26 protein-coding genes and 1 pseudogene are annotated in these 23,080 nt (G+C 64.6%); 5 read left to right on the top strand and 22 right to left on the bottom strand.

Going from position 1 to position 23,080, the window contains the following annotated elements; genetic code table 11:
- Positions 1 to 26: 26 nt before the first annotated feature.
- From IC50_RS12555 to IC50_RS12515, 9 genes are all read right to left on the bottom strand, one after another.
- Positions 27 to 986: a hypothetical protein gene (locus IC50_RS12555; RefSeq protein WP_035704642.1), complete on the bottom strand. Its 960-nt coding sequence runs from the start codon at positions 984 to 986 to the stop codon at positions 27 to 29.
- A gap of 3 nt (positions 987 to 989) precedes the next feature.
- On the bottom strand, positions 990 to 1,439 hold the full coding sequence (tolR, locus tag IC50_RS12550; RefSeq protein WP_028152217.1) for a protein TolR: 450 nt from the start codon (positions 1,437 to 1,439) through the stop codon (positions 990 to 992).
- Positions 1,440 to 1,584: 145 nt separating this feature from the next.
- Positions 1,585 to 2,301: a protein TolQ gene (tolQ, locus tag IC50_RS12545; RefSeq protein WP_028180156.1), complete on the bottom strand. Its 717-nt coding sequence runs from the start codon at positions 2,299 to 2,301 to the stop codon at positions 1,585 to 1,587.
- Between the two features lie 463 nt (positions 2,302 to 2,764).
- On the bottom strand, positions 2,765 to 3,292 hold the full coding sequence (locus tag IC50_RS12540) for a flavodoxin family protein (RefSeq protein WP_050990971.1): 528 nt from the start codon (positions 3,290 to 3,292) through the stop codon (positions 2,765 to 2,767).
- A 350-nt stretch (positions 3,293 to 3,642) separates the two neighbouring features.
- The gene (locus tag IC50_RS12535; RefSeq protein WP_035704640.1) at positions 3,643 to 4,134 is read right to left on the bottom strand and encodes a DUF2852 domain-containing protein; all 492 of its coding nucleotides are present in this window, start codon (positions 4,132 to 4,134) and stop codon (positions 3,643 to 3,645) included.
- A 121-nt stretch (positions 4,135 to 4,255) separates the two neighbouring features.
- Positions 4,256 to 4,996, bottom strand: coding sequence for a TetR/AcrR family transcriptional regulator (locus tag IC50_RS12530; RefSeq protein ID WP_035704638.1), 741 nt, complete (start codon positions 4,994 to 4,996; stop codon positions 4,256 to 4,258).
- Between the two features lie 189 nt (positions 4,997 to 5,185).
- The gene (locus IC50_RS12525; protein WP_035704636.1) at positions 5,186 to 5,551 is read right to left on the bottom strand and encodes a YciI family protein; all 366 of its coding nucleotides are present in this window, start codon (positions 5,549 to 5,551) and stop codon (positions 5,186 to 5,188) included.
- 51 nt (positions 5,552 to 5,602) lie between these two features.
- Positions 5,603 to 6,007 carry a YciI family protein gene (locus tag IC50_RS12520; protein WP_035704634.1) on the bottom strand — a complete coding sequence of 135 codons (405 nt, stop codon included), beginning with the start codon at positions 6,005 to 6,007 and terminating at the stop codon, positions 5,603 to 5,605.
- 68 nt (positions 6,008 to 6,075) lie between these two features.
- A complete protein-coding gene (locus tag IC50_RS12515; protein WP_035704632.1) occupies positions 6,076 to 6,492 on the bottom strand; it encodes a YciI family protein in 417 nt (138 codons plus the stop codon).
- 257 nt (positions 6,493 to 6,749) lie between these two features.
- Here IC50_RS12515 and IC50_RS12510 point away from each other — a divergent pair, with 257 nt between their 5' ends.
- On the top strand, positions 6,750 to 7,538 hold the full coding sequence (locus IC50_RS12510) for an SDR family NAD(P)-dependent oxidoreductase (RefSeq protein ID WP_035704631.1): 789 nt from the start codon (positions 6,750 to 6,752) through the stop codon (positions 7,536 to 7,538).
- A gap of 133 nt (positions 7,539 to 7,671) precedes the next feature.
- A complete protein-coding gene (locus tag IC50_RS12505; RefSeq protein WP_035704630.1) occupies positions 7,672 to 8,109 on the top strand; it encodes a hypothetical protein in 438 nt (145 codons plus the stop codon).
- Positions 8,110 to 8,254: 145 nt separating this feature from the next.
- On the opposite strand, the gene IC50_RS41985 is transcribed toward IC50_RS12505, so the two are convergent.
- Positions 8,255 to 8,548 carry a hypothetical protein gene (locus IC50_RS41985; RefSeq protein WP_162131519.1) on the bottom strand — a complete coding sequence of 98 codons (294 nt, stop codon included), beginning with the start codon at positions 8,546 to 8,548 and terminating at the stop codon, positions 8,255 to 8,257.
- 106 nt (positions 8,549 to 8,654) lie between these two features.
- Here IC50_RS41985 and IC50_RS43070 point away from each other — a divergent pair.
- Positions 8,655 to 9,004 (top strand): annotated as a pseudogene (locus IC50_RS43070) (hypothetical protein).
- A gap of 113 nt (positions 9,005 to 9,117) precedes the next feature.
- Here IC50_RS43070 and IC50_RS12495 read toward each other — a convergent pair.
- From IC50_RS12495 to IC50_RS12480, 4 genes are all read right to left on the bottom strand, one after another.
- Positions 9,118 to 9,531: a VOC family protein gene (locus tag IC50_RS12495; protein WP_035704629.1), complete on the bottom strand. Its 414-nt coding sequence runs from the start codon at positions 9,529 to 9,531 to the stop codon at positions 9,118 to 9,120.
- A gap of 30 nt (positions 9,532 to 9,561) precedes the next feature.
- On the bottom strand, positions 9,562 to 10,101 hold the full coding sequence (locus IC50_RS12490) for an SRPBCC family protein (RefSeq protein WP_035704628.1): 540 nt from the start codon (positions 10,099 to 10,101) through the stop codon (positions 9,562 to 9,564).
- Between the two features lie 165 nt (positions 10,102 to 10,266).
- Entirely contained in the window at positions 10,267 to 11,568 is a 1,302-nt protein-coding gene (locus IC50_RS12485; protein WP_035704627.1) for an RNA polymerase sigma factor, read from the bottom strand.
- The gene (locus tag IC50_RS12480; RefSeq protein ID WP_035704626.1) at positions 11,565 to 11,933 is read right to left on the bottom strand and encodes a YciI family protein; all 369 of its coding nucleotides are present in this window, start codon (positions 11,931 to 11,933) and stop codon (positions 11,565 to 11,567) included. The genes IC50_RS12485 and IC50_RS12480 overlap by 4 nt, the downstream gene beginning before the upstream one ends.
- Positions 11,934 to 12,073: 140 nt before the next feature.
- Here IC50_RS12480 and IC50_RS12475 point away from each other — a divergent pair, with 140 nt between their 5' ends.
- Complete coding sequence (locus IC50_RS12475) at positions 12,074 to 13,039, top strand: 2-hydroxyacid dehydrogenase (protein ID WP_035704624.1); 966 nt, start codon at positions 12,074 to 12,076, stop codon at positions 13,037 to 13,039.
- A 15-nt stretch (positions 13,040 to 13,054) separates the two neighbouring features.
- Here IC50_RS12475 and IC50_RS12470 read toward each other — a convergent pair whose 3' ends face one another.
- The gene (locus IC50_RS12470; RefSeq protein ID WP_035704622.1) at positions 13,055 to 13,717 is read right to left on the bottom strand and encodes a TetR/AcrR family transcriptional regulator; all 663 of its coding nucleotides are present in this window, start codon (positions 13,715 to 13,717) and stop codon (positions 13,055 to 13,057) included.
- Between the two features lie 115 nt (positions 13,718 to 13,832).
- Between IC50_RS12470 and IC50_RS12465 the strand changes: the two genes are divergently transcribed.
- Positions 13,833 to 14,477, top strand: coding sequence for a glutathione binding-like protein (locus IC50_RS12465; RefSeq protein ID WP_035704620.1), 645 nt, complete (start codon positions 13,833 to 13,835; stop codon positions 14,475 to 14,477).
- Between the two features lie 49 nt (positions 14,478 to 14,526).
- Here IC50_RS12465 and IC50_RS12460 read toward each other — a convergent pair whose 3' ends face one another.
- The 7 genes from IC50_RS12460 to IC50_RS12430 all read right to left on the bottom strand — a co-directional run.
- A complete protein-coding gene (locus IC50_RS12460; protein ID WP_035704618.1) occupies positions 14,527 to 15,831 on the bottom strand; it encodes a TRAP transporter large permease in 1,305 nt (434 codons plus the stop codon).
- 31 nt (positions 15,832 to 15,862) lie between these two features.
- Positions 15,863 to 16,456, bottom strand: a complete 594-nt coding sequence (locus IC50_RS12455) for a TRAP transporter small permease subunit (protein WP_035704655.1) — start codon at positions 16,454 to 16,456, stop codon at positions 15,863 to 15,865.
- 10 nt (positions 16,457 to 16,466) lie between these two features.
- A complete protein-coding gene (locus IC50_RS12450; RefSeq protein WP_035704615.1) occupies positions 16,467 to 17,468 on the bottom strand; it encodes a TRAP transporter substrate-binding protein in 1,002 nt (333 codons plus the stop codon).
- Between the two features lie 39 nt (positions 17,469 to 17,507).
- Positions 17,508 to 19,166 carry a hydantoinase B/oxoprolinase family protein gene (locus IC50_RS12445; protein WP_035704613.1) on the bottom strand — a complete coding sequence of 553 codons (1,659 nt, stop codon included), beginning with the start codon at positions 19,164 to 19,166 and terminating at the stop codon, positions 17,508 to 17,510.
- A gap of 2 nt (positions 19,167 to 19,168) precedes the next feature.
- The gene (locus IC50_RS12440) at positions 19,169 to 21,253 is read right to left on the bottom strand and encodes a hydantoinase/oxoprolinase family protein (RefSeq protein ID WP_035704611.1); all 2,085 of its coding nucleotides are present in this window, start codon (positions 21,251 to 21,253) and stop codon (positions 19,169 to 19,171) included.
- A gap of 141 nt (positions 21,254 to 21,394) precedes the next feature.
- The gene (locus IC50_RS12435; protein WP_035704609.1) at positions 21,395 to 22,201 is read right to left on the bottom strand and encodes an NAD-dependent protein deacetylase; all 807 of its coding nucleotides are present in this window, start codon (positions 22,199 to 22,201) and stop codon (positions 21,395 to 21,397) included.
- Between the two features lie 38 nt (positions 22,202 to 22,239).
- Positions 22,240 to 23,080 (bottom strand): NAD-binding protein (locus IC50_RS12430; RefSeq protein WP_035704607.1); only part of this gene is annotated, 841 nt, incomplete at its 5' end.

Below are 23,080 nucleotides of genomic sequence, written 5' to 3'. Positions count from 1 at the left end.
CATCGCAAATTTCTTTGGTTCGGATATCACAACATATCCTTCAGGCCGAAGCGCATCGGAATGGTTTTCCAGGTGTCATACTGTTGCTTTGGCAGGAACGAATAGACCTGACATTGCACGATGGCTCGCTTGCCACTCTCCGCCACAGCCTGAGCAATCGACCGCGACGGTCCTCTTGCCGCAACGACAACCGGCTCGGATGCCAGCGTTCCATCGATCTTCATGTAGATATCGATGTCGACTTCGTATTGATCAGCGTCCTGCCCGTTATAGGTTGGCGTAAAACAGCGCCTGACCGCCGACATGAACGCGCCTTGCCAGGTCGCGACGTTGTTGGCAGCCGTTCCGCTCGTCGATCCCAGCGAGGCCGACGCGTTCAGGGCCGAGCCGGCGAGCTCGTGCCGGGTCGCTGCGCGCTTGTCGAGGTCGCGCTGGATCTGCGCGGGGTCGAAGGTGCGCTCCTTCGGCTTGGGCTGATGCTGAGGCTGCACAGCCGCGACCTTCTGCTCCACGGGCTTGGGCGGCGGCTTCTTGGTCTCCAGCTTCTTCTGGAGCTCGGCGATAGGATCTTCCTTGGCCGGATCAGGCTTCTTTTCCTGCGGCTTCGGCTCTTCCTTTGGCTTGGCCTCGGCAACCGGCTTCGGCGGCTCGGGCTTCTTCTCGACCGGCTTCTCAACGGGCTTCGGCGGCGGCTCCGGCTGCGAATTGGTCTTGATCAGCTCTTTCTTCTCGGTGACCTTGCCGACGGCGTCTTCCTCGGGCTTCGCTTCCGCGATCTTCTCGACCTTGGGCTTCGGCTCCTTCTTGTCGCCGGTCTTCTGCCCCGACATCATTTGCGCGAGCTGATCGGTGGAGATGATGTCGACCGGAAGCGACTCCTCCGGCGCGATGAAGGCCTTGCTGCTAAAGGTGACAAGCCCCCATCCAAGCACGAGGACATGGAGGGCAATCGACGCAACGAGTGTCTTGTCGACCTTCACCTTCACGGCTTACCCCTGATCCGCTTCCGTGACGAGGGCGAGCTTCTTGAATCCGGCACCCGACAGCAGGCCCATGACCTTGGCCACCGTGCCGTAATCCGCCTTCTTGTCGGCACGCAAATAGATGCGTTCCTCGAGCCCGCCCCGCGCATCCGTGATCGCCTTCAGCTTGGGTATCAGTTCGTTGATCGCGATCTCGGCGTCGTTGATGAACACCTTGCCCTTGATGTCGACCGACATCTGGATCGGCTTCTGGTCGTTGTTTTCGAGGCTCTTGGCCTGGGTCTGAGGAAGATCGAGCGGCACGCCGACCGTCAGCATCGGCGCCGACACCATGAAGATGATGAGCAGCACCAGCATCACGTCGACCATCGGCGTGACGTTGATTTCGGCCACCACGGGCTTGCGCCGGCCGCGGCGCCCGCCGCCTCCGGATGAGCTCGCAACGTTCATCGCCATGATCGAGTGCCCAACTTGCCCTTCACAGTAGAGCCAATTCCGTTCCGATGAAATCGGAACGGGGCTCTAGATTCTTGTCCTGACGCGTTTTCTTTACGCGAACCGGTATCCACTTCGCTCGAAAACGCTCCATACATGCCGTCCATCAGCCCCGCTCGTCGATCTGACGCGACAGAATGGCTGAAAATTCATCGGCGAAGCCCTCCAGCCGCTGGGCCTGACGGTTCACCTCGGACGTGAACTTATTGTAGAAAATAGTGGCAGGAATGGCGGCGATAAGGCCGACCGCAGTCGCAAACAGCGCCTCCGCGATACCGGGGGCAACCACCGCCAGAGAGGTATTTTTCGACGCCGCGATCGACTGGAAGCTCGACATGATGCCCCAGACCGTGCCGAACAGGCCGACGAAGGGGCCGGCAGAGCCGACGGTCGCCAGCACCAGCAGGCGCCGTTCCAGACGCTCGACCTCGCGCGCGATCGAGACGTTCATCACCTTGTCGATGCGCATCTGCAGGCCCGCGACCGAGCGCGCATGGCTTTCGAAAGAACGCTTCCATTCGCGCATCGCCGCCACGAAGCAGGCCGCCATCGAATGCGTCGGCTTGGCTGAAAGCGTGCGATAGAGTTCCTCGATCGACTCGCCGGACCAGAACGCCTGCTCGAACCGGTCCATCGAGCGCCGCGTGCGCGCGTAAAGAAAGATCTTGTCGATCGCGATCGCCCAGACCCAGACCGAGCAGGACAGAAGTCCCAGCATCACCGCCTTCACGATCCAGTGAGCCTGCCAGAACAGCGCAATCAGCGACACGTCGGCGGAGGCAGCAACCGGAAGGGCTGACTGAGCCACGTCGGCCGGATTCATAAGCAGTATCCTCTCAAGGCGATCGTTACCCACTGTCCTTCGGCCAGCAAATCGCTGCCGGTGTTCCCCAGCAGCCGCGCTAGAACCGGCGCGGCCGGCAAGCTCGCTCAAAGCCTTGTCTTTCTGGGGTGCAGGGCTGCTCCAAAGCCGGCCGCCTGCATTCCCCGCCAAGATGTCAAAACTATGGGCCTCGACACGGCTTTCGGGCGCGACTTGTTTGTTCTTACCAGAGCCCGGCGTTGGTTAATGCGGGGTTACCGGCGACGAATTTGGCTTCCGGAAAGGCAGGCGGGACATTCATTTGGTCCGCTCCCCTTGGGCGGCGGCATCTAGCCGGGGAAGTCGAGCCCACGCCCGCGTTCCCGGAACCGGTTTCGAGTTCCGCGTGATCAACGCTCGGCGCGGGCCCCGAGACCGCCTCCTCATGCAGCGAAACCTTCCAAACCGCTGGACGAGCAAACCCTCAGGCCGCGCTCGTCGCTGCACGGCTGCGCCCGTTCCCAATTGCCCGCTGTATTGCCTCGACGAACGTGGCGAGCCGCGGTCCGTAGTTCGCCGATGCCACGTCGCGCGCAGCGACGAAAAGACAATCAAGGGGTCGCTTGCCGACGAGTTCCCGCATCTGGCCGAAGACCTGATCGCTGCCGGCCCCGCCAAGCGTACAGAAGAACGCCACGGCAGGGAGGCTCGACCTGTTTGCGAGCAAGTAGGCACGGACGGGCGAAGATAGCGACCAGGCCCAGACCGGTGTTCCGATCACAACGACATCGTAGAGAGATGGATCTCTGACGGTGGCGGCGATGCGCGATGGGATCCGCCGTCGCGCTTCCATGACCGAGCGCAGATAGCCGAATATCCCATTGCGGCTACCAGCCTCGGTGATTTCTTCGCTGTCGCAGGACAACGCATCCGACAGGGATTGAGCGACTTTGCGCGTCGCGCCGGTCCGGGAATAATAGACTACGAGAATTCTTGCGTTGGCCATCGTCATGCTCCTCGCCTCTGCCTGACGAACTACATCGCGCCCGCGATGCGCTTGGCTTGATTCACGTCAAAAGGCGCGGAGATGCGTCGATGATGCGTGCCGGGCTTGAAACATCTTGCCGTGCGACCTGACGTGCGAGAGCCGCGCGCCCCGAAAACGTGGCGGCGGCAGGTCGGCGACGGCGGGATGCGCATCGAAGAATTCCGTGAGAGGAGCGAGCCCGGCGCCTCGCACCGACCTGCGAGCGGCAGAGGTAAGCACGGCAAAAGCCAAACCGCCCGCCTGCGGGTCGCGCAGGCGGGCGGCTCGGAGCCATCAGGACTTTGGGGGCATGCGCCTGAAGGCTTTGAGAGGCTTCAGCCCTGCTGCTGGTCGGTCGGCGGCGGGGTCGGACGCGTCTTGTGCTGCGCCATGAACTGGTCGAACTCTTCCTTGTCCTTGGCGTGACGCAGACGGGTCAGGAAATCCTTGAACTCGCGCTGCTCTTCCTCGAGGCGCTGGAGCGTCTCGGCGCGATATTCGTCGAAGGCGCGGTTGCCGGAGGACGGCGGGCCGAAGCCAAAGCCGAAGCCACGGCGCTCCATGCGGTCGCGCATGCGATCCATCCTGTACTGCATCCGCTCCATCTTGTTCTGCCAGCGATCCTGGTGGCTCCAGCACGACATTCTTCTGCTCCCGAGTGTGAAAAAGAGAAGGGCAAGTCCGATCGGCCACCAGATGATGAAGCCGAGAATGGTCACGGCGATCCAGCCGGGATGCCAGGGCGTATCGAGCATGCGGGGGCGCTCGTACTGTTGGTATTGGTCCGAAGGGCCGCGCCATCGATTGACATCAGCGGTGTAGGCCATTTCCCATCTCCATCACGGCACCTGCGCCGTTGTGAATGTAAATAACATTTACATAGCTAGACCATCCCGCGATTTTGTCAAGCCGGCCGCCCGACAGGCCCGCGGAATTATTTGCGCAACTTTATTTCGGCTTGCCCCAGGGTCCGCCCGGCGGCACGCCCGAACCGGAGGGAGCCTCCGGCGGCACCGGCGGCGGCTCGGCACTCTTGCCGGCCGGACGGCGGTCGATGGGGAAGCCGAGCCCGCGCAGATAGATCAGCACCTCGGCCTCTAGCAGCTCGTCCGGCGACATCGGCAATTTGCGACGGGCGGCATCGCCGCGGGAGAACAGCGAGGCGACGCCGTGCGACATCGACCAGATGTGCAGCGCCATCATCATCGCCGGCGGACGGGGTGTGCCGGGCGGCGTCAGCGCGGCGAGGCGCTCGGCCGCGGCACGGATGACGCCGAATGCGCGCTCTCCTGCTGCCATCAAGGCAGGATTGGCATCGACCGGCAGGCCCGATTCGAACATCGCGTTGTAGAAGGCCGGCTCCTCGCGGGCGAAGGCGAGATAGGCCCTGCCGACGCGCTCGAACGCGGTGACCGTATCGGGGCGCCCGTCGTCCCAGGCCGCGGCCAGGCGCGCCTCGAACTGCTCGAAACCGCGCTGGGCGATCGAGGACAAGAGCTCGTCGCGGTCGCGGAAATGCCGATAGGGCGCCGCCGCGCTGACACCGGCCATGCGCGCGGCATCGGCGAAGGTGAAGCCGGCCGCCCCCTTCTCGGCGATCAGCCCGAGAGCGGCCTGCAACAAGGCTTCCTTCAGATTGCCGTGGTGATAGCCGCGCTCGGCGCGGCGCTGCTCCTTGCGCCAGCTCATGTGAACGACCTTTACATGAGCCGGGCGTGAAGGTCACTAGCGGGAATCGCGCGTGATTAACCCCGCATTCTCCGCAGTCATTCCGGGGCGGCTCAAAAAGCCGGACCCGGAATCTCGAGATTCTCAGGTGCGCAATTGCGCACCATAGTTCGATGCTCCGCATCGCCCGGAATGGCGGTCCATTGGAGGCTACATCTGCGGAATGGGCAGAATGGGCATCACTTCGATCGCCTCGCCCGGAAAGATCGCAAAATGCGGATGGTTCTCGAACAGTTTGGCAGCTTCCTCCTGCGAGGCGGCATGCACCACCGTGAAGCCGGTCAGCGCATTGCTGACCTCGGTGATGCCATTCGCGTCGATCCTGCGGGTCTTGCCGAGCGGGCCGCCGATCTCGACGATGACGGACTTGTGTTTCTCGACCCAGCCGTGCCAGGCAGCCATGCCCTCCTGCTCCCTGGCCTTCCGTTCGGCCTCCGGCAGGGCGCGCCAGGCCGCCATCTTCGTACCGGACGTGCTGCCGAGATAGACGGCGAGAAATTTGTGTTCGGCGCTCATGGATATCTCCTCTGCTTGATTGATCGGAAAATCGGATAGCGGCTGTCTCGTCTACCTCTTCAGGTCTCCGAACCCGGCCACCACTTCCTGCACTTCGGGCGAGTAGTCGGTGATCTCCTGCACCTGCCGGATCTCGATGATTTCGTTCGGCGAGGCCGGGCACTTCTTCGCCCAGGCGATCGCCTCCGCGCGCGAGGCGACCTCGATCATCCAATAGCCGCCCAGCACTTCCTTGGCCTCGGCAAAAGGGCCGTCGGTGACGATGGGTTCGCCGGTCGCGAACGAGACGCGCGCACCCATGGAGGGCGGATGCAGGCCGTCGAGCGTGATCAGTACGCCGGCATCCTTCAGCGCCTCGTTGTAACGCATCATCGCCGCGACACGTTCGGGATCGAGTTGAACGTCCGGTGGTGCGGCCTCGTATCCGAGCGGAATCATCAGCATCATGAATCGCATGGGACTTCCTCGTCACTCGCTGTCATTCCGGGGCGCGATAAAGTCGCGAACCCGAATCCATTCATCCATTATTCCCTCGCCGCGTACGCGCGGGTGCGCTCTTCCTGCTCGCGCAGCTCGGGGGTGAAGGCTTCGCCGAAATCCTCGGCCGAAAAAACCTGGCGGATCTCGATCTCCGAGCCTGGCTCGAACGGCGCACGCTTCATCCAGGCAATGGCCTCGTCCAGCGAGGCAGCCTTGATCAGCCAGAAGCCCGAGATTAGGTCGGGCGAAAGAGTGAATGGACCGCGGGTGACGCCCGCCTCGGACGCCGAATATCTGACCCGCGCGCCCTTCACCGTCGGATGCAGGCCCTCGCCGGCTTCGATGACGCCGGCCTTGGCCATTTCCTCGTTGAACTTGCCCATCGCCGTCAGCATCTCTGTGGTCGGCATCTTGCCGGCCTCGGTGTCCTGGTTTGCCTTGACGATCACCATGAAACGCATCGACCTGCTCCGTGACGTGATATGTCTTGCGGACTGAAATAACCGGCCCGCGTTCCCCTCTAAGACGAACGACCTTCTGTCGAGCCGACAGCGGGGCGGAAACTTTCTTAGAGGCCGTGCCAGAGCGACTGCGGCAGGCGCATTCGGGGCCGAATCGGCTCGACAGGCATGGCGCGGGGCCTTTCATGCCGGAACCGAAGCGAAGTAAAAGGGGCCGGCGTTCGCGCGCCCCTCCCGGACACAGGACAGATCAGCCGATGCCGCAAACCCCGCAAAAAGTCGCCCTCGTCACCGGAGCCGCGCGCGGCATCGGGCTTGCGACCGCGAAAAAATTCCTGGCCGAGGGCTGGCGTGTGGCGCTGCTCGACATCGAGGGCGAGTTGCTCGGGCGAACGGTCGCCGAAATCGGCCTAGGCGAGGCGACGCTGGCGCTGACCTGCGACGTTTCGGACGCGTCCGCAGTCACCGCCGCAATGACGACGATCGAGCGGCGGTTCGGCCGGCTGGATGCGCTGGTCAACAATGCCGGCATCGCGGTGTTCGCGCCGCTGATGGAGACGTCCGAGGCTGACTGGCGTCGCGTGCTCGAGGTCAACCTCACCGGACCGTTTCTCTGCACCAAGGCGGCAGTGCCCTTGATGCGCGACGGCAATGGCGGCGCCATCGTCAACATCACCTCGATCTCGGCGGTGCGCGCCTCGACGCTGCGCTCGGCGTACGGCACCAGCAAGGCGGGCCTTGCGCACCTCACCAAGCAGCTCGCGGTCGAGCTCGCCTCCCTCAACATCCGTGTCAACGCGGTCGCGCCGGGACCGGTCGACACCGCGATGGCGAAGCAGGTGCACACCAGGGAGATCCGCGCAGACTATCATGACGCCATTCCGCTCAACCGCTACGGCCTGGAAGAGGAACTCGCGGAAGCGATTTATTTCCTGTGCTCGGCAAGCGCGAGCTACATCACCGGTCAAATTTTGGCCGTTGATGGCGGCTTCGATGCGGCCGGTATCGGTCTGCCGACGCTGCGCGGGCAAAGGCGCAACGGGTAGAACCTGTACGGTGGGTTAGAGCTGCGGGCCGCGTGAGCGCGGGCCGCCGGGTGTAACCCACCTCTTGTCACGCGGCGCCAAGGATGGTGGGCTACGCCAGCCCACCTGACAAAATCGAGCTCGTGGAGACTTCATGCGACGCATCTCATTGCTCAAAGCCTTGATGCTTGCATCCGCGCTGCTCGCCGTCAGGCCCGCGGCGGCCGAAATCCGCATCATCCAGTCTCCAGGCGGACAGGTCGGGCCGTTCCTCGATCTGTTCGAGAAAGTGCGCGAGAGCGGCGAGCGCGTCGTGATCGATGGTCCCTGCCTGTCCGCCTGCACGCTGGTGCTGAGCATCGTCCCGGGCGAGCGCATCTGCGTCACCAAGCGCGCCGTGCTCGGCTTCCACGCCGCGCGTTCGGTGGACCGGCGCGGGCGCTTCTATGCCGAGCCGGAGGCATCGGTCGCGGTGCTTGCCGCCTATCCCGGCCCGGTGCGCGACTGGATCAGCCGCCGGGGCGGCCTTACCTCGCGGTTGCTGCTGCTGAAGGGACGTGATCTCGCCGCGATCTATCCGCGATGTCGCTGATGAAGCTGGCAGCTGCCACGAGTGCGACGTGAATGATCTGAATGAACCGCATCACATTGAAGACGATTTTGCTTGGCTGGTCCGAGGCCAAACACCATGTTCCCTGCGCTCGCATGCAGCGCGCGCGCCGGGGGGATCTGCGCCGTCAGGCGCTGTCTGCCTTCAAAAGAGAGTCTGTATCACCGGTACCAGCTTTGCGCTGGCGCAGATGAGCATTCCCCAAAGAGCAAAATTGATCTGCAGCGCCGCCGCCATCGGTCGCTCCCCTTCCAAGTGACGTCCATCCCAATTTGTAACTTTTATGAATCACCAATAGCGATTCCGGCGTGCAGATCACAGCCCAATATTGCGCCAATTGTTGTGCGATGCAGTTGGTTTCATGAAGCGGCCTCACTGCGCCCGCAAAGTGATGCGAAAGCATGACCTCATATTCGGCCATGGTTGATATTCGGCCATGGTTGGTTTTGCCTTGAGTTCCGTTGAACCGTCGCGATGCGCGTGTCTCACGCGGATTCTGCGCATCGCACACGCAGCAGAGGCCCGGCATGATTCGACACGGCTTCATCTTGCTCACTTTTTGTACAGCGCTGATCGGGTGCGCAGGCGCTTCAGCGCAGGAACGTCGCCCCATCGCGTGGGACGGTCTCGGCAAGGATCCGAACCGTCCTTATGTCGCGAAGCGACACGTCACGAATCGCGCCCCCGCGGCAAGTGACCCAATCAGGAGCGGGAACGGGTGCTCGGCACTTTGCGCCCATATTCCGAGGCATGGTGGGCGGTCCACGACGAAATACAGGCGGAGAACGACAAGCAGCTCGGCAGCAAGCTAATGATCTGCCCTCGCTGCATGGAGCCGTCGCCGCCACGCGAGGACTTCACCGGATCGATCCGGTGAGAGGACAAACGGCGGATCGGCGTGTGACGCAATGAGTCCATGCGTGCCCCCTCTCCCGCAGCATCGGAGAGAGGGGGCCGCAGCTCAGTGGACCGTGCGCGCGGTCGCGCCCGTCATATTCCCTCCGCCGGGCAGTTCACCATCCAGGGAATGCCGAACTTGTCGACGCACATGCCAAAGCCCCTGGCCCAGAAGGTCTTGCTGAAGGGCATGGTGACCGAGCCGCCGTCGGCGAGCGCGTTGAACTTGCGCTCGCCGTCTGCGGGATCCTTGACAGTGAGCGAAATCGAAAAACCCTGCGGCTTGTGAAAGTGCTCGGCCGGCGCGTCTGAAGCCATCAGCACGCTGCCGTCGGGCAGCGACATCCGTGCGTGCATGATCATCTTCTCGCGGCCGGGCGCGGCCGGCACATCCGGCGGCGCGTCCGAGGACCGCATCATTGCTTCGATCTTGCCGCCGAGAACCTTGGCGTAGTAGGTGAACGCCGCTTCGCAATTGTCCTGATAGAACAGATAGGGATTGAGCATCGTTTCTCTCCTCTTCGTTTGCGGTGAGGCTCATTGCTTCTCGGTGAGCTTCTTCAGGCCGGCGAGACCTGCCTCGAAATCCTTGCCGATCATGCTGTCCATGTTGATGAACACCTGCATGATCTTGGACAGGAACGGCGCCGGACCGTACATCGCCCATGTGACGAGTGTGGCATCGCCTTGCGGCACAAAGGTGAACTCGGCGGTGTTGTGGCCTTCGAACGGCCGCTCGAAATCGAGCTTGATGCGGAGCTTTGACGGCCCGTTGGCCTCCAGGATCTCCATGTGGCCGGCACCGACATTGTTGTTGCCGTCCCAGGCATAGGTCGCGCCCTGTCCCACCGAGGTTCCGCCGAACATGCGCTTCATGGCGGGATCGCGACTCTCATAGGGTGACCAGCTGGTCCAGCGATGGAAATCAGCAACCAGCGGATAGATCGCATCGGCCGGAGCTTTGACGGCGAGACTGCGCTCGACGCGGAACGTGTCGGGCTTCGTCAGGGCAAAGATGAGGATGCCAGCAAGCCCGGCTGCGAGCAGGATGACGATGACGGCAATGGCTTTCAGCATGAGGGGCTCCCTGGATACGGGCTAAGGACGAAGGGGGGAGGCCGGCCCCGACAATTCGAAGGCGAATTATTCTGCCGTCATTCCGGGGCGGTCCGCAGGACCGAACCCGGAATCTCGAGATTCCGGGTTCGGTCCTGCGGACCGCCCCGGAATGACGGCGAACCATCACGGCGCCTTCGCACCCCGCCTGGCGCCGCCGTTAGCTTGCCTCGGCTGGCTGTCGCGGATCAGGCGATCGAGATGCATGCGGATGTGGGCGGCTTCGGCCGAGGTGTTGGCGAGCGCGATGGCGCGGTCGAAGGCGACGCGGGCTTCGTCGTTGCGGCCGAGCTGCATCAGGAAGGCGCCGCGCACGCCGTAGAAATGGAAATAGCTGGCGAGCTTCGGCGCCAGCGGCTCGATCAGCTCGAGCGCAGCCTGCGGCCCGCGCACCTTGGAGACGGCGACCGCGCGATTGAGGGTCACCACCGGAGACGGCTGCACCACTTCCAGAGCGCCATAGAGCAGATCGATCTGCGTCCAGTCGGTCTCCTCCGGTGTCGATGCGCGCGCATGCAGCGCGGCGATCGCGGCCTGGATCTGGTACGGCCCGCTGCGGCGATGGCGCATCGCCTTGTCGATCAGCGCCAGCCCCTCCGCGATCATGGTGCCGTTCCACAGCGAGCGATCCTGATCGTCCAGCAGGATCAGCGATCCGTCCTCGGCAAAGCGCGCGGCGCTGCGCGCGTGTTGCAACAGGATCAGCGCCGTGAGCCCCATGATCTCCGGCTCACTCGGAAACAGCCTGAGCAGCAGGCGCGCCAGCCGGATCGCCTCCTCGCAGAGCGGCTTGCGGATTTCCGCGGTGTCGCCACTTGCCGAATAGCCCTCGTTGAAGATCAGGTAGATCATCGCCGCGACACCGGCGAGGCGCTCGGAGCGCTCGATCGCGCCGGGCGCTTCGAAGGGGGCGCCCGCCTCGGCGACCTTTGCCTTGGCTCGCGTGATGCGCTGCTCCATCGCGGCTTCCGAGACCAGGAAGGCGCGTGCGATCTGCTTCACGGTGAGGCCTGAGACGATGCGCAACGCGAGCGCAATCTGCTGCGTCGCCGGCAATTGCGGATGACAGCAGATGAACATCAAACGCAAGATGTCGTCGCGATAGTGCGAGCCGTCGAGCCGCTCGGCCAGCGCGCCCTCGGCATCATCGAGATCCGAGATGGCCTGGTCATCCTCCGGCAGCGGCTGCTGCTTGCGCGCGCGGCGCACCTCGTCGATCGCGACGTTGCGGCCGACCATGATCAGCCAGGCTGCGGGATCGCGCGGCGGCCCGTTCTGCGGCCAGGACTTGAGCGCGCGCAGGCAGGCGTTCTGAAAAGCCTCCTCAGCGGTGTCGAGATCGCGGAAATAGCGCAGCAGCGCGCCCACCGCCTGGGGTCGCGCCGAGGTCAGCGCAGTCTCGATCCAGGCGGTATCGGCATCGCTCACGTCAGGTTTCCTCCGGGCCGGAACACGCCGACGGGACGCACCTCATAGGCACCGCCGGGATTGGCGGCTCCAAGCTCGCGAGCGACGTCGAGCGCGTCGTCGAGGTTCTTGCAGTCGACGATGTAGAACCCGAGCAGCTGCTCCTTGGTCTCGGCATAGGGGCCGTCGAGCACCAGAGGTGGGTCCTCCTTGCGCAGCGTCGCCGCCGCGGTCGTCGGCAGCAGCCGCGCCACCGGTCCGAGCCGGCCCTGCTTGGTGAGCTTTTCCTGCACCACGGCGAGCTTCGTCATCACGGCCTCGTCCTGCTCCTTGCTCCAGGAGCCGACGAAATCCTCGTCGTGATAGCAAAGAATGGCGTACAGCATGGGCGACACTTTCCTCGTCTGTTCTGAAGACGCGCCAATATGCCCCGCGCCGACAGGGCTGCGGAAAAAAAATTGCAGGAAAAATCCGGCAGATCGTGCCAAGGAGGGCCTTCTCAAGCGGAACCGACGAGGCACTTCGAATGACCCTGGGCACACTGGCCGTCCTGATCAACAGCACGCAGCAGAACTGGCTGCCGGAGCGCTGGAAGGCCCGGTTCGAAGCGGTCTGCGGGGACCGCCGCGTGGTCCTGCTGCCGGATGCCGGGCTCGACCCGGCGAAGGTGCACTATGCCGCGGTGTGGAAACCGGTGCCGGGCGATCTCGGTGCGTTCCCCAATCTGCGCGCGATCTTCAATCTCGGCGCCGGCGTCGACGCACTGATGGCGGACAAGAGCCTGCCCGACGTGCCGCTGGTGCGCGTCGCCGTGCCCGATCTCACCAATCGCATGACCGAATATGTCGTGCTGCACGTTCTGATGCACCATCGCCAGGAGCTTTACCTAAGGCAATCGCAGCGCGAGAAGCGCTGGGAGCCGAAATATCAATGGCCGGCGAGCGCGATCACGGTCGGCGTCATGGGATTGGGCACGCTGGGGGCCGATGCGGCCCATGTGCTGCGGCGGCTCGGCTTCCGCGTCGCCGGCTGGAGCCGCAGCCCGCGGACGATCGACGGCGTCGAATGCTTCCACGGCGCTGCGCAGATCGACGCGTTCCTGCGCACGACCGACATCCTGGTCTGCCTGCTGCCGCTGACGCCCGACACGAATGGCATTCTCAATCGCGACGTCTTCACAAAGCTCAACCGCAACAGCCCGCTCGGCGCGCCCGTGCTGATCAACGCCGGCCGCGGCGGCCTTCAGAACGAAGCCGACATCCTGGCCTGCCTCGACGACGGCACGCTCGGCGCCGCTTCGCTCGACGTCTTCGTGCAGGAGCCGCAGCCGGCGGACAGCCGCTTCTGGACCCACCCCAAGGTGGTGCTGACGCCGCACAACGCAGCCGACACCGACGCGGACGCGATCTCGGCCTATGTCGCCGAGCAGATCGCGCGGTTCGAGGCGGGCGGAGCGCTGGAGAATGTGGTGGATCGCGCAAGGGGGTATTGAGGCTTCGCTTCCAGGCTAGCCTTTGACGCCGACCATCACATCGATCGCGCCCTTCACGATCGCCTCCAGCTCCTTGCGCGGAACGCGGGCGCGCGAACGAACAGCGATGGAGTGCACGGTGGCTGACGCGATCTGCGCCAGCACGGCCGGATCGGCGCTCTCCGGCAACTCGCCCTTCTCCTTGGCGCGGCGGAAGCAACTGGCAAAAGCCTTGTCGAGCTCGGTGAGGCCGTCGAGCACCATGGCGCGGATCTCGGGATCGCTCACCGCCTCGGACGCCGCCGTCACCACCGTGAAGCAGCCGCGCGGGCCGGTCTCGCCGGAGAGATAGATGTTCAGCGCAGAGGCGAAGATGCGCTCCAGCCGCTGGCGCAGCGGCATCTCCTCGCGAAAGATCGCGGCCATGGATGCTCGCGCTTCCTCACGGTAGCGCTGGTAGCTCTTGATGTAGAGCTCCCGCTTGTCCCCGAAGGCGCCATAGAGGCTCGGACGATTCATGCCGGTGGCCTCGCTGAGATCGTCGAGCGAGGTCGCGGCAAAACCCTGCCTGCGGAACAGATCGAGCGCCTTGCCGAGCGCGACATCGGGCTCGTAGGCGCGTGGGCGGCCGCGGCGCTTGGGTTCACCGCGGCGCCCAAGCTCATCGGCAGCAATTGGCGGCTTCGATTTTTGTACCATTTCGCAAATTAATCCTTGACCGCCGACATATTATGCAAGACAGTACAAAAATCAATCTGGCCAGGTTGAGCGACACGCCAAAGTCACACTGAGGAATTGCCCAAGGAGGCTACAGATGGATCTCTATTTCTCGCCGCTCGCCTGCTCCATGGCGACCCGCGTCGCGCTGTACGAAGCCGGTGCCGAGGCGAATTATCTCGAAGTCGATCCGCCGACCAAGAAGGTTCTGAACGACGGCTCCGATTTCCGGAACGTGAATCCGATCGGTCTGGTGCCGACGCTGCGCACCGATGAGGGCGTGGTGCTGACCGAGAACGCGGCGATCCTGCAATATGTCGCCGACCGCTTCCCGCAGTCCGGTCTCGGTGCCGCAGCGGGCATCGATCGCACCCGACTGCACCAATGGCTCTGCTTCATTGGCACCGAGCTGCACAAAGGCCTGTTCGTGCCTGTGCTCGACCGCAAGGCGCCACAGGAGGCCAAGGCCTATGTGCTGGAGAAGAACCTGTCGCGGCTCGACTATCTCGACAATTACCTCAAGGGCCGCGAGTTCCTGCTCGACCATTTCAGCGTCGCCGATGCCTATCTCGTCACGGTCATCAACTGGACCATGGCGACGCCGCCGATCGAGCTTGCGAAATGGCCGAACCTGAAGGCGTACTACGAGCGCCTGCGCCAGCGGCCATCGATCGCCAGGGCGATCGCGGAGGAGTTCGAGCTGTACAAGGCCGAGCTCGCGCGGAAGAAGGCCGCGGCGTGAGTTCGTAATCAAGACGCCGTCCCGGCAATGTTGCCGGGGCGGCACAAATCTATCCGTACAGCGCCCGCGGCAACACCGTGACGATACCCGGCCAGATTGTCAGCAGCAGCACGAAGCCGATCATGATCATGAGATACGGCATGGTGACGCGCGCGATGTAGCCGAGGCCGTCCTCGGTCAGGCCCTGGATCACGAACAGGTTGAAGCCGACCGGCGGCGTGATCTGCGCCATTTCGACGGCGAGCACGAGGAACACGCCGAACCAGACCTCGTCGAAGCCGGCGCCCTTCACGATCGGCAGCACGATCGGCAGCGTCATCACGATCATCGAGAAGCCGTCGAGGAAGCAGCCGAGAACGAGATAGAAGACGATCAGCGTCACGATCAGCATGAACGGCGACAGGCCGAGGCCCTTGACGAAGGCGGCTACTGCCTGCGGGATGCCAAGGAAGGCCGCGGCATTGCCGAGGATCGAGGCGCCGAGCACGATCAGCGCGATCATCGAGCAGGTCACGACCGAGCCGATCAGGACGTCGCGCATGACCTGTTGCGACATCGCGCCTTGCGCCCAAGCGACCAGGGCCGCGCCGAGCACGCCGACGGCGGCGGCCTCCGACGGCGTCGCGAGCCCGCCATACATCGAGCCGAGCACACAGGCGATCAGGAACAGCGCGGGCGCGAGATCCCTCAGCGCGGCAAAGCGCTCGCTCCACGGCACTTGCGAGAGTTTCGCTTCCGTCTCCGGCACCATCGTGCGATCGAGGCTCGTGTGCAGCATCACCCAGGCCATGAAGGTCGCGGCCAGCAGGAATCCCGGCAGCACGCCGGCCGTGAACAGCTTCAGGATCGAGACATCGCCGAGCACGCCATAGATGATCATGATGTTTGACGGCGGGATCAGGAAGCCGAGCGTGCCGGCGCCGGCGAGCGAACCGATCGCGATGTCGCGGGAATAGCCGCGGCGCGTGAGTTCGTTGAGCGACATGCGGCCGATCACTTGCGTGGTCGCGGCCGACGAGCCCGAGATCGCCGCGAAGATGGTGCAGCCGATCACGTTCACATGTAGCAGGCGGCCGGGCAGCAGACCGGCCCAGGGGGCCAGTCCCTGGAACAGGGAGCGCGACAGGCGGGTGCGAAACAACAGCTCGCCCATCAGGATGAACAGCGGCAGCGCGAGCAGCTCCTGCGTGGTCAGGATGTTCCAGGCGTACTGGGGCAGCAGCTTGTCGAGCGGGATCGAGCGGAACATCGCGAGCAGCAGCGTCGCAGTGAGCGCGAGCGTCAAGCCGATCCAGACGCCGCAGGCCAGCAGCGCGAACAGGATCGCGAACAGGGCGACGACTTCGATGGTCATGCGATCTCGGATTCGGAAGCGAGCAAAGCGGTCATTCGACGGGCGAGGCCTTCATGCGATGATCCTCGAGCGGCAGGCCAAGCGCGGCCTGGATCGCGCGCGCCAGGAACTGGAGCGTGAGCAGCAGCATGCCGAAGGTGACGACGGCTTCCGGAAACCACAGCGGCGTGTCGCTCGAGGTGGAGACCTGGCCGCGCACGAACGCGCCCCAGGCGAATTTCGCCATGGCCGAGGTCAGGAACGCCATGAAGGCAAAGCCGGCCGCCGCCGAGAGAATTTCGAGCGCGCGCTGCACCGGCGCCGGCGCGTTGTTCAGGAGCAGCACGACGCGGATGTGCCCGCCGACACGAAGCGTCATGGCGGCGCCGAAAGTGAAGGACGCCGCCATCAGATAGGACGAGTACTCCCAGGCGATCGAAATGCTCGGCGGGAAGAACGGCAGGAAGTTCGACAGGAAGCGGGTTGCGACCTCGCACAGCATCAGCAGCGTCAGCATCAAGAGACAGAAGCCGCCGATCCAGCCGTCGAGCCGGCCGAGTCGGTCGATGCCGTCGAGCAGAATGCGCAGCGGCACCGGTGCCGCTGCATTCAGACTCTGCGGAGCTTCGGGCGAGATGCTCACCACGACGTCATCCTCAGCCACGCTTCATTTCGGCGAGATAGGCCCGCACCGGCTTGTCGGCCGCCGGCACACGCTTGAGGAAGGCATCCAGCTGCGGCGCAGTCTTGGCACGGATGTCCGTCATCATGGCTTGCGAGACCGGCACCACCTCCATGCCGCCTTCCTTCAGGCGGTTGAGGCTGTCGACATCGGCCTTGAGCGAATTGGCCCAGAAGCCCGGCTCCATCTTCGCCGCGATATCCGCAACCAGCTTCTGCTGATCGCCGGAGAGAGCCTTCCAGGAATCGAGATTGACGGTGAGCATCTGCGACGACCAGACGTGGTTGGTCGGGTAGACGTATTTCAGGAATTCCCAGAACTTGCCGTCGACGCCGGACACGGCCGACGTCGAGACGCCGGCGACCGCGCCGGAGGCGAGCGCAGGAATCGTCTCGCCCCAGGGAATCATGACAGCGGCCATGCCGATCGCATCGAGCATTTCGACCGCGCCCTTGTCGGGCACGCGGATCTTGATGTTCTTCAGGCCTGCGACGTCGGAGACCTTGACCTTGAGGTGCAGATACTGCGTCGGCCACGGCACGACGTAGAGAATCTTCTGGTTGTTGCGCGCAGCGATCTTCTCGTATTCGGGCCGCACATATTTGTGCAGCACCTTGAGCTCGTCCACCGAGCCGCAGAGGAAGGGAATGCTCTCGACGCCCATGAACGGCTCGTCGCCGACCTGCTGGATGTTGAGGACGTCGGCGAGCGGAACGAGGCCGTCGCGCACGGCGCGCAGGTGCTCGGGGCCCTTGAAGCCGAGCTGACCACCCGCCTTCACGGTGATGTTGACCGTGCCGCCGCTTTGCTTCTTCACCTCCTCGGCGAAGGCAAAGGCGTTCTGGGTGTGGAAATTGCCGTCAGGCCACACCGTCGACATGTCCCAGCTTACCGTCGCCGCCCGCGCGTGGGTGGAGATGTGGCCGGCGGCGAGCAGCGTCGCTGCACCCGCGGTGAAGTTCCGTCGCGTGATCATTGCACCCCTCCGTTTGCTACGCGCACGACGCCTGAGGCGTCACCGCGAGTACCCATAGACTGCGACCGCCTTGTCGACGGACACGAGTCCGCTTTCGACGTCGTCATTGACCGCCGCGCGCTCGCGCTTGGCGGGATCGCCGATGCCCGCGCCGCCCGGCGTCAGCACCACCAACCGGTCGTCCGGCGGCACCTGCTGAAAGCCTTTCCCTCGCAGCTTCTTTCCGGACTTGAGGCCGACATAGCCGGCCTCGCCGTCCCGGCCGCCATCGCGGCCGCGCGGCGGATGATCAATGCGGTCGAACGCGGCGAGAATGTCGAACGGCGCATCGACGCCGCTGCCGACTTCGATGATCTGGCCGAGGCCGCCACGGGTGCGCCCTGCCCCGCCGGAATCCGGACGCAGCTCCTTGCGCCAGAAGATCAGAGGCGTCTGCGTCTCTGCGATCTCGACCGGCGTGCCGCGCACACCGCTGGGATAGGCGGTCGCCGACAGCCCATCCTTGCCGAAGCGCGCGCCGGTGCCGCCATTGGAGGTCACCGCCATGGAGAACCCGTAATTGCCGCCAACGCCGCTTCGGGTCTGCCCGCGCACGTTGAGATTCCACAGGCACGAGGTGCCTTCCGCAGGCACGCGCTCGGGAATGATCTGGCGCAGGCAGCCGAACACGACGTCGGGCAGCATCTGGCCGATGATGTGGCGCGAGGCGACCGGTGCCGGCTTCGGCGCGTTGAGGATTGCGCCCGCGGCCGCCGACACCGTCAGCGGCGAGAGCGAGCCGGCATTGTTCGGGATCTGCGAGGCGACGACGCAGCCGAGGCCGAACACGGTGTAGGCCGTGGTGTAGGACAAGGGCACGTTGATGCCGAACTTCGAGGCGGCGGACGTGCCGTCGAAATCGACGTGTATGCCGTCGTCCGAGATCGTCAGCGTCGCCGCCAGCGTCACCGGCGCGTCATAGCCGTCGACCGCCATGGTGTTGCGCCAGCTGCCCTTCGGCAGCTTCGCGATCTCGGCGAGCACGGCCTCGCGCGAGCGGTCGCAGATGTAGTCGCCGAGCTCGTCGAGCGTGTCGATGCCGAACTCGTTCATCATCTCGACCAGCCGCTCGCAGCCGACGTCGTTGCAGCCGGCGAGCGAATAGGTGTCGCCCTCGGTGTCGATCGGCAGTCGCGTGTTGGTGCGGATCATCGCCATCAGCGTCTCGTTGACGACGCCCTGGTCGATCAGCTTCAGCATGGGGATGTAGAGCCCCTCCATGAACACGTCGGTGGCGTCGGGCCCGAAGCCGATGCCGCCGATGTCCATCAGATGGCTGGTGCAGGAGAACAGCGCGACGACCTTGCCGTTCTTGAAGCAGGGCGTGGTGACGACGAAGTCGTTGAGGTGGCCGGTGCCCATCCAGGGGTCGTTGGTGATGTAGGCGTCGCCTTCCTTCATCGTCTCGATCGGAAAATGGGCAATGAAATGCTTGACCGATTCCGCCATCGAGTTGACGTGGCCGGGCGTGCCGGTCACCGCCTGCGCCAGCATGCGCCCCTTGAGGTCGAACACGCCGGCCGACAGGTCGCCGCATTCGCGCACGATCGGGCTGAACGCGGTGCGAAGCAGCACCTGCGCCTGCTCCTCGACCACGGCGATCAGCCGGTGCCACATGATCTGGAGATCGATCAGGCTCGCGCCGCTTGCCTTGCTCATGATCAGGCCGCCTTTCGTTCCATGACGATGCTGCCCGCACCGTCGATATGGGCGTCAAAACTGGTGGAGACGAAGGTCGAGGTCTCGTCTTCCGCGATTACGGCGGGACCCGCAATCGTCGCGCCCGGCACCATGTCCTCGCGGCGATAGAGCGGGATCTCGATCACTTCTCCCGCGCGGCCGTCGAAGAATTTGCGGCTGCCGGACGCCTTGGCCGCAGGCACGCGCGCGACGGAAGCAACGGCGGGCGGATTGCGCGCCTCGGTGGTGGCGAGCACCGACCAGCTCAACACCTCGATGGCGGCCCCCGGGATCGGCCGCTCGAACATCGCGGCATAATCCGCCTCGAACTTCTGGCGCAGGCCGGCGAGATCGGCTGACGTCAGCGCCCGGTTCGGCAGTTCGACCGAGATCTCGTGGCCCTGGCCGACATAGCGCATGAAGGCGGCGCGGCGCTCGCGCACCGGCGCGCCGGCCGCGCCAGGCTCCACCAGCGCACGCGCCTCGGTCGCCATCTCCTGCAGGAGGTCCGAGACCGCCTCGGTGTCGAAGTCATCGAGCCGGACATGACGACTGCGCACCAACTCATAGGCGATGGGCGCAGCCAGAAAGCCGACGGCCGAACCGACGCCGGCATTCGATGGCACGATCACGCGGGAGACGCCGATCTTCTCGGCAACGCGCGCCGCATGCAGCGGCGCAGCGCCGCCGAAGGCGATCAGCGTGTGCTGGCCGACAATCTCGCCGCGCTCGACCGCATGCACACGCGCCGCGCTAGCCATGTTCTCGCAGACGACCTCGTGCACGGCATAAGCCGCGGTCTCCGCGGACAGGCCGAGCGGCGCGCCGACATCGCGCAGCAGCGCCTGTTTTGAAAGCTCCGGATCGAGCTTGATGGTGCCCGCCGCAAACGCATCGGGATCGATCATGCCGAGCGCAACGTCGGCATCCGTCACCGCGGGACGCTGGCCGCCGCGACCGTAGCAGGCGGGGCCCGGCTCCGATGAGGCGCTCTCGGGGCCGACAGTGACGCGCTTCATGGCGTCGACATGCGCGATCGAGCCGCCGCCGGCGCCGATCTCGACCATCTCGATCACGGGAATGCGTACGGGCAGACCGGAGCCCTTGAGGAAGCGCGCGGCGCGATCGACCTCGAACACGCGTGAGGTCTCGGGCTGGTACCTTTCGATCAGGCAGATCTTTGCCGTGGTGCCGCCCATGTCGAAGGAGAGAACCTTGCTCTCGCCCAGACGCGCCGCGATCTGCGCCGCGAAAATCGCCCCGCCCGCCGGACCGGATTCGACGAGGCGCACCGGAAAACGCCGCGCCGTATCGATCGAGGTGACGCCGCCGCCGGAGGTGACGAGATAAATGGCACCGCGGAACTGCTCGACCTGCAAGGCGTCGGCCATGCGAGCGAGATAGCCGTCGATCAGCGGTTGCACATAGGCATTCGCAACCGCAGTCGATGTGCGCTCATACTCGCGGATCTCGGGACACACTGCCGACGATACGGTCACGGAGATGCCGGGCATTTCATCACTGATGATCGCAGCCGCGCGGCGCTCATGCTCAGGATTGGCATAAGAATGCAAGAACGCGATCGCGACGCTCTCGACCTCGAGCTCACGCAATCTCTGCGCGAGTGCGCGCACCGCCGTCTCGTCGAGCGGGAGACGAACGGCTCCGTGGGCATCGATGCGCTCGGCCGCGGTGAAGCGCAGGCTGCGCGGCGCCAGCGGCTTCGGCTTGTCGATGCCGAGATCATATTGGTCGTAGCGGCTTTCGGTGCCGATATCGAGCACGTCGCGGAAGCCCTCGGTTGCGATCAGCGCGGTCTTGGCCCCGCGGCGCTCGATGATGGCATTGGTCGCGAGCGTCGTGCCATGAATGAAGACGTCGATGTCGCTGATGTGCGCGCGTGCATCGGCAAGGATGAGGCGCATGCCGTCAAGCACAGCCTGCTCGGGGCGCTGCGGAGTGGTCAGCACCTTGCGGGTTTTGCGATCCTGCCCCACGTCCAGCACGATGTCGGTGAACGTGCCACCGATATCAACGGCAAGCCGCACCTCGGCTCCCTCAAGCATTCCAAAATCTCCGTGCTGGTCGTCAAGACTGGGGTCAAAAGCGCAGCAATTTCCATGCCATGGACGACCGGAAGAGTGCCGCGCCCGGCTATTCTGCTTGGCACCTATGCAATAGGCAAGGCGCGTTCGCCGCCTGCTCGATCAGAGTAGGAATGCAAGCGCTGTCTCGCAGCGCTCCTCGACCTTGAGCGTCAGGAGATCGTCGGCGCGGGTGCGGCCGAGGTTGACCGCCGCAATCGGAATATCGCGGCGCGCGGCGGCCTGGACGAAGCGGAAGCCCGAATAAACCATCAGCGAGGAGCCGACGATCAGCATGGCGTCGGCTTGCGCCAGATGATCCTGCGCGGTGGCGACGATGTCGCGCGGGACGTTCTCGCCGAAGAACACGACGTCGGGCTTGAGAATGCCGCCGCAGGCTTCGCAGGCCGGCACTCGGAAGGACGAAAAATCCTCGTGCTCCAGATCGGCGTCGCCATCAGGCGCATCCGCGGCATCGAGCGTCAGCCACGCCGCATTGGCGCGGCCAAGGTCGTGCTGAAACTCGTCGCGTGGCGTCTTGCGGCCGCAGCCCATGCAGCGGACGAGATCGAGCCGGCCGTGCAGGTCGATGACCTGCCGGTGGCCGGCCGACTGATGCAGCCGATCGACGTTCTGAGTCAGCAGCATCCCGCACCGGCCGTTCGCCTCGAGCCGGGCCAGCGCATGATGCGCATCGTTCGGCTTCGCCTGGCCGAACCGCCGCCAGCCGATCAGGCTGCGCGCCCAATAGCGCCGGCGCGTGTGCTCGTCCGACATGAAGGCCTGGAAATTGACCGGCTGGGTCCGCTTCCAGTTACCTTGGCTGTCGCGGTAGTCGGGAATGCCTGAATTGGTGCTGCAGCCGGCACCGGTCAGCACGAACAAACGTTCGTGCCGGCCGACGAAATCCTGGAGCGGAGGGTTTGACATGGCACCAGATGTAGGTCGCGAGGGCGGGCTTTTCCAGATTACCGTCGGCGGGACGGACGCCCTGCGATGGACGATGGGTGAGATTTCTCCTGGTCCGCCGTGTGGGCGGCTTGCTGCAACGTCCGCCGAAACTCATCACGCTTTTCGTGCACCGAGGCTATCGCATGCCCGACCGCAACCCCGAGGCCGACGAGCGCGGCTTCTGAAAGCTGCAAGCTCGCCTCGATGGTTTCCGGCACCGCGTCAGTTGCACCGATTGCATAGAGGTGACGGGCATGATCGGCGTCGCGCGCACGGGAAACGATCAACACATCCGGCCGCACCGCACGGCTCCGCTCGACGACTGCATCGATCGCCGTTCGCGACTGAATCGTAATGATCACGCCGGTCGTCTGCATCAGGCCGCAAGCTTCGAGAAAGCCCGGCTCTGTCGCGTCGCCAAAGAAGACCTTATGGCCGTCGCGGCGGTCGCGCGCCACGGCGATCGGATCGTGATCGACCGCGATGTAGTCCACGCCATGGGTGGTAAGCAGCGAACAGACCACTTTTCCAACACGACCGTAGCCGACCACGATGGCCTGCGTTCGGTCACCTGGCGGCTGAACCGTCAGTTCGGGATCGACGATGCGCCCGTCGGCCAGCTTGGCGGACAGTCGTCGTCCGAGCGCGCCCAGAAGCGGCGTCAATGCCATCGTCACGGCGGTGATGGCGACGGCAAAGCTCGACACGCGAGGCTCGATCAGGCCGCCGGCCGCCGCCATTCCGATGCTGACGAAGGCGAATTCGCCGACGGGACCGAGCAGGAAGCCGATCTCGATCGCCGCCGGCCACGAGAGCCTGAAGAGGCGGCCCAGAATGATGAGCACGACCGCCTTGCCG

Origin of the sequence: Bradyrhizobium genomosp. I (2014) (genome assembly GCF_000261685.1) — a bacterium.
Classification (GTDB): domain Bacteria; phylum Pseudomonadota; class Alphaproteobacteria; order Rhizobiales; family Xanthobacteraceae; genus Bradyrhizobium.
The sequence above is the reverse complement of the archived record's forward strand: the minus strand, read 5'-3'. Positions and strand labels throughout refer to the sequence as shown.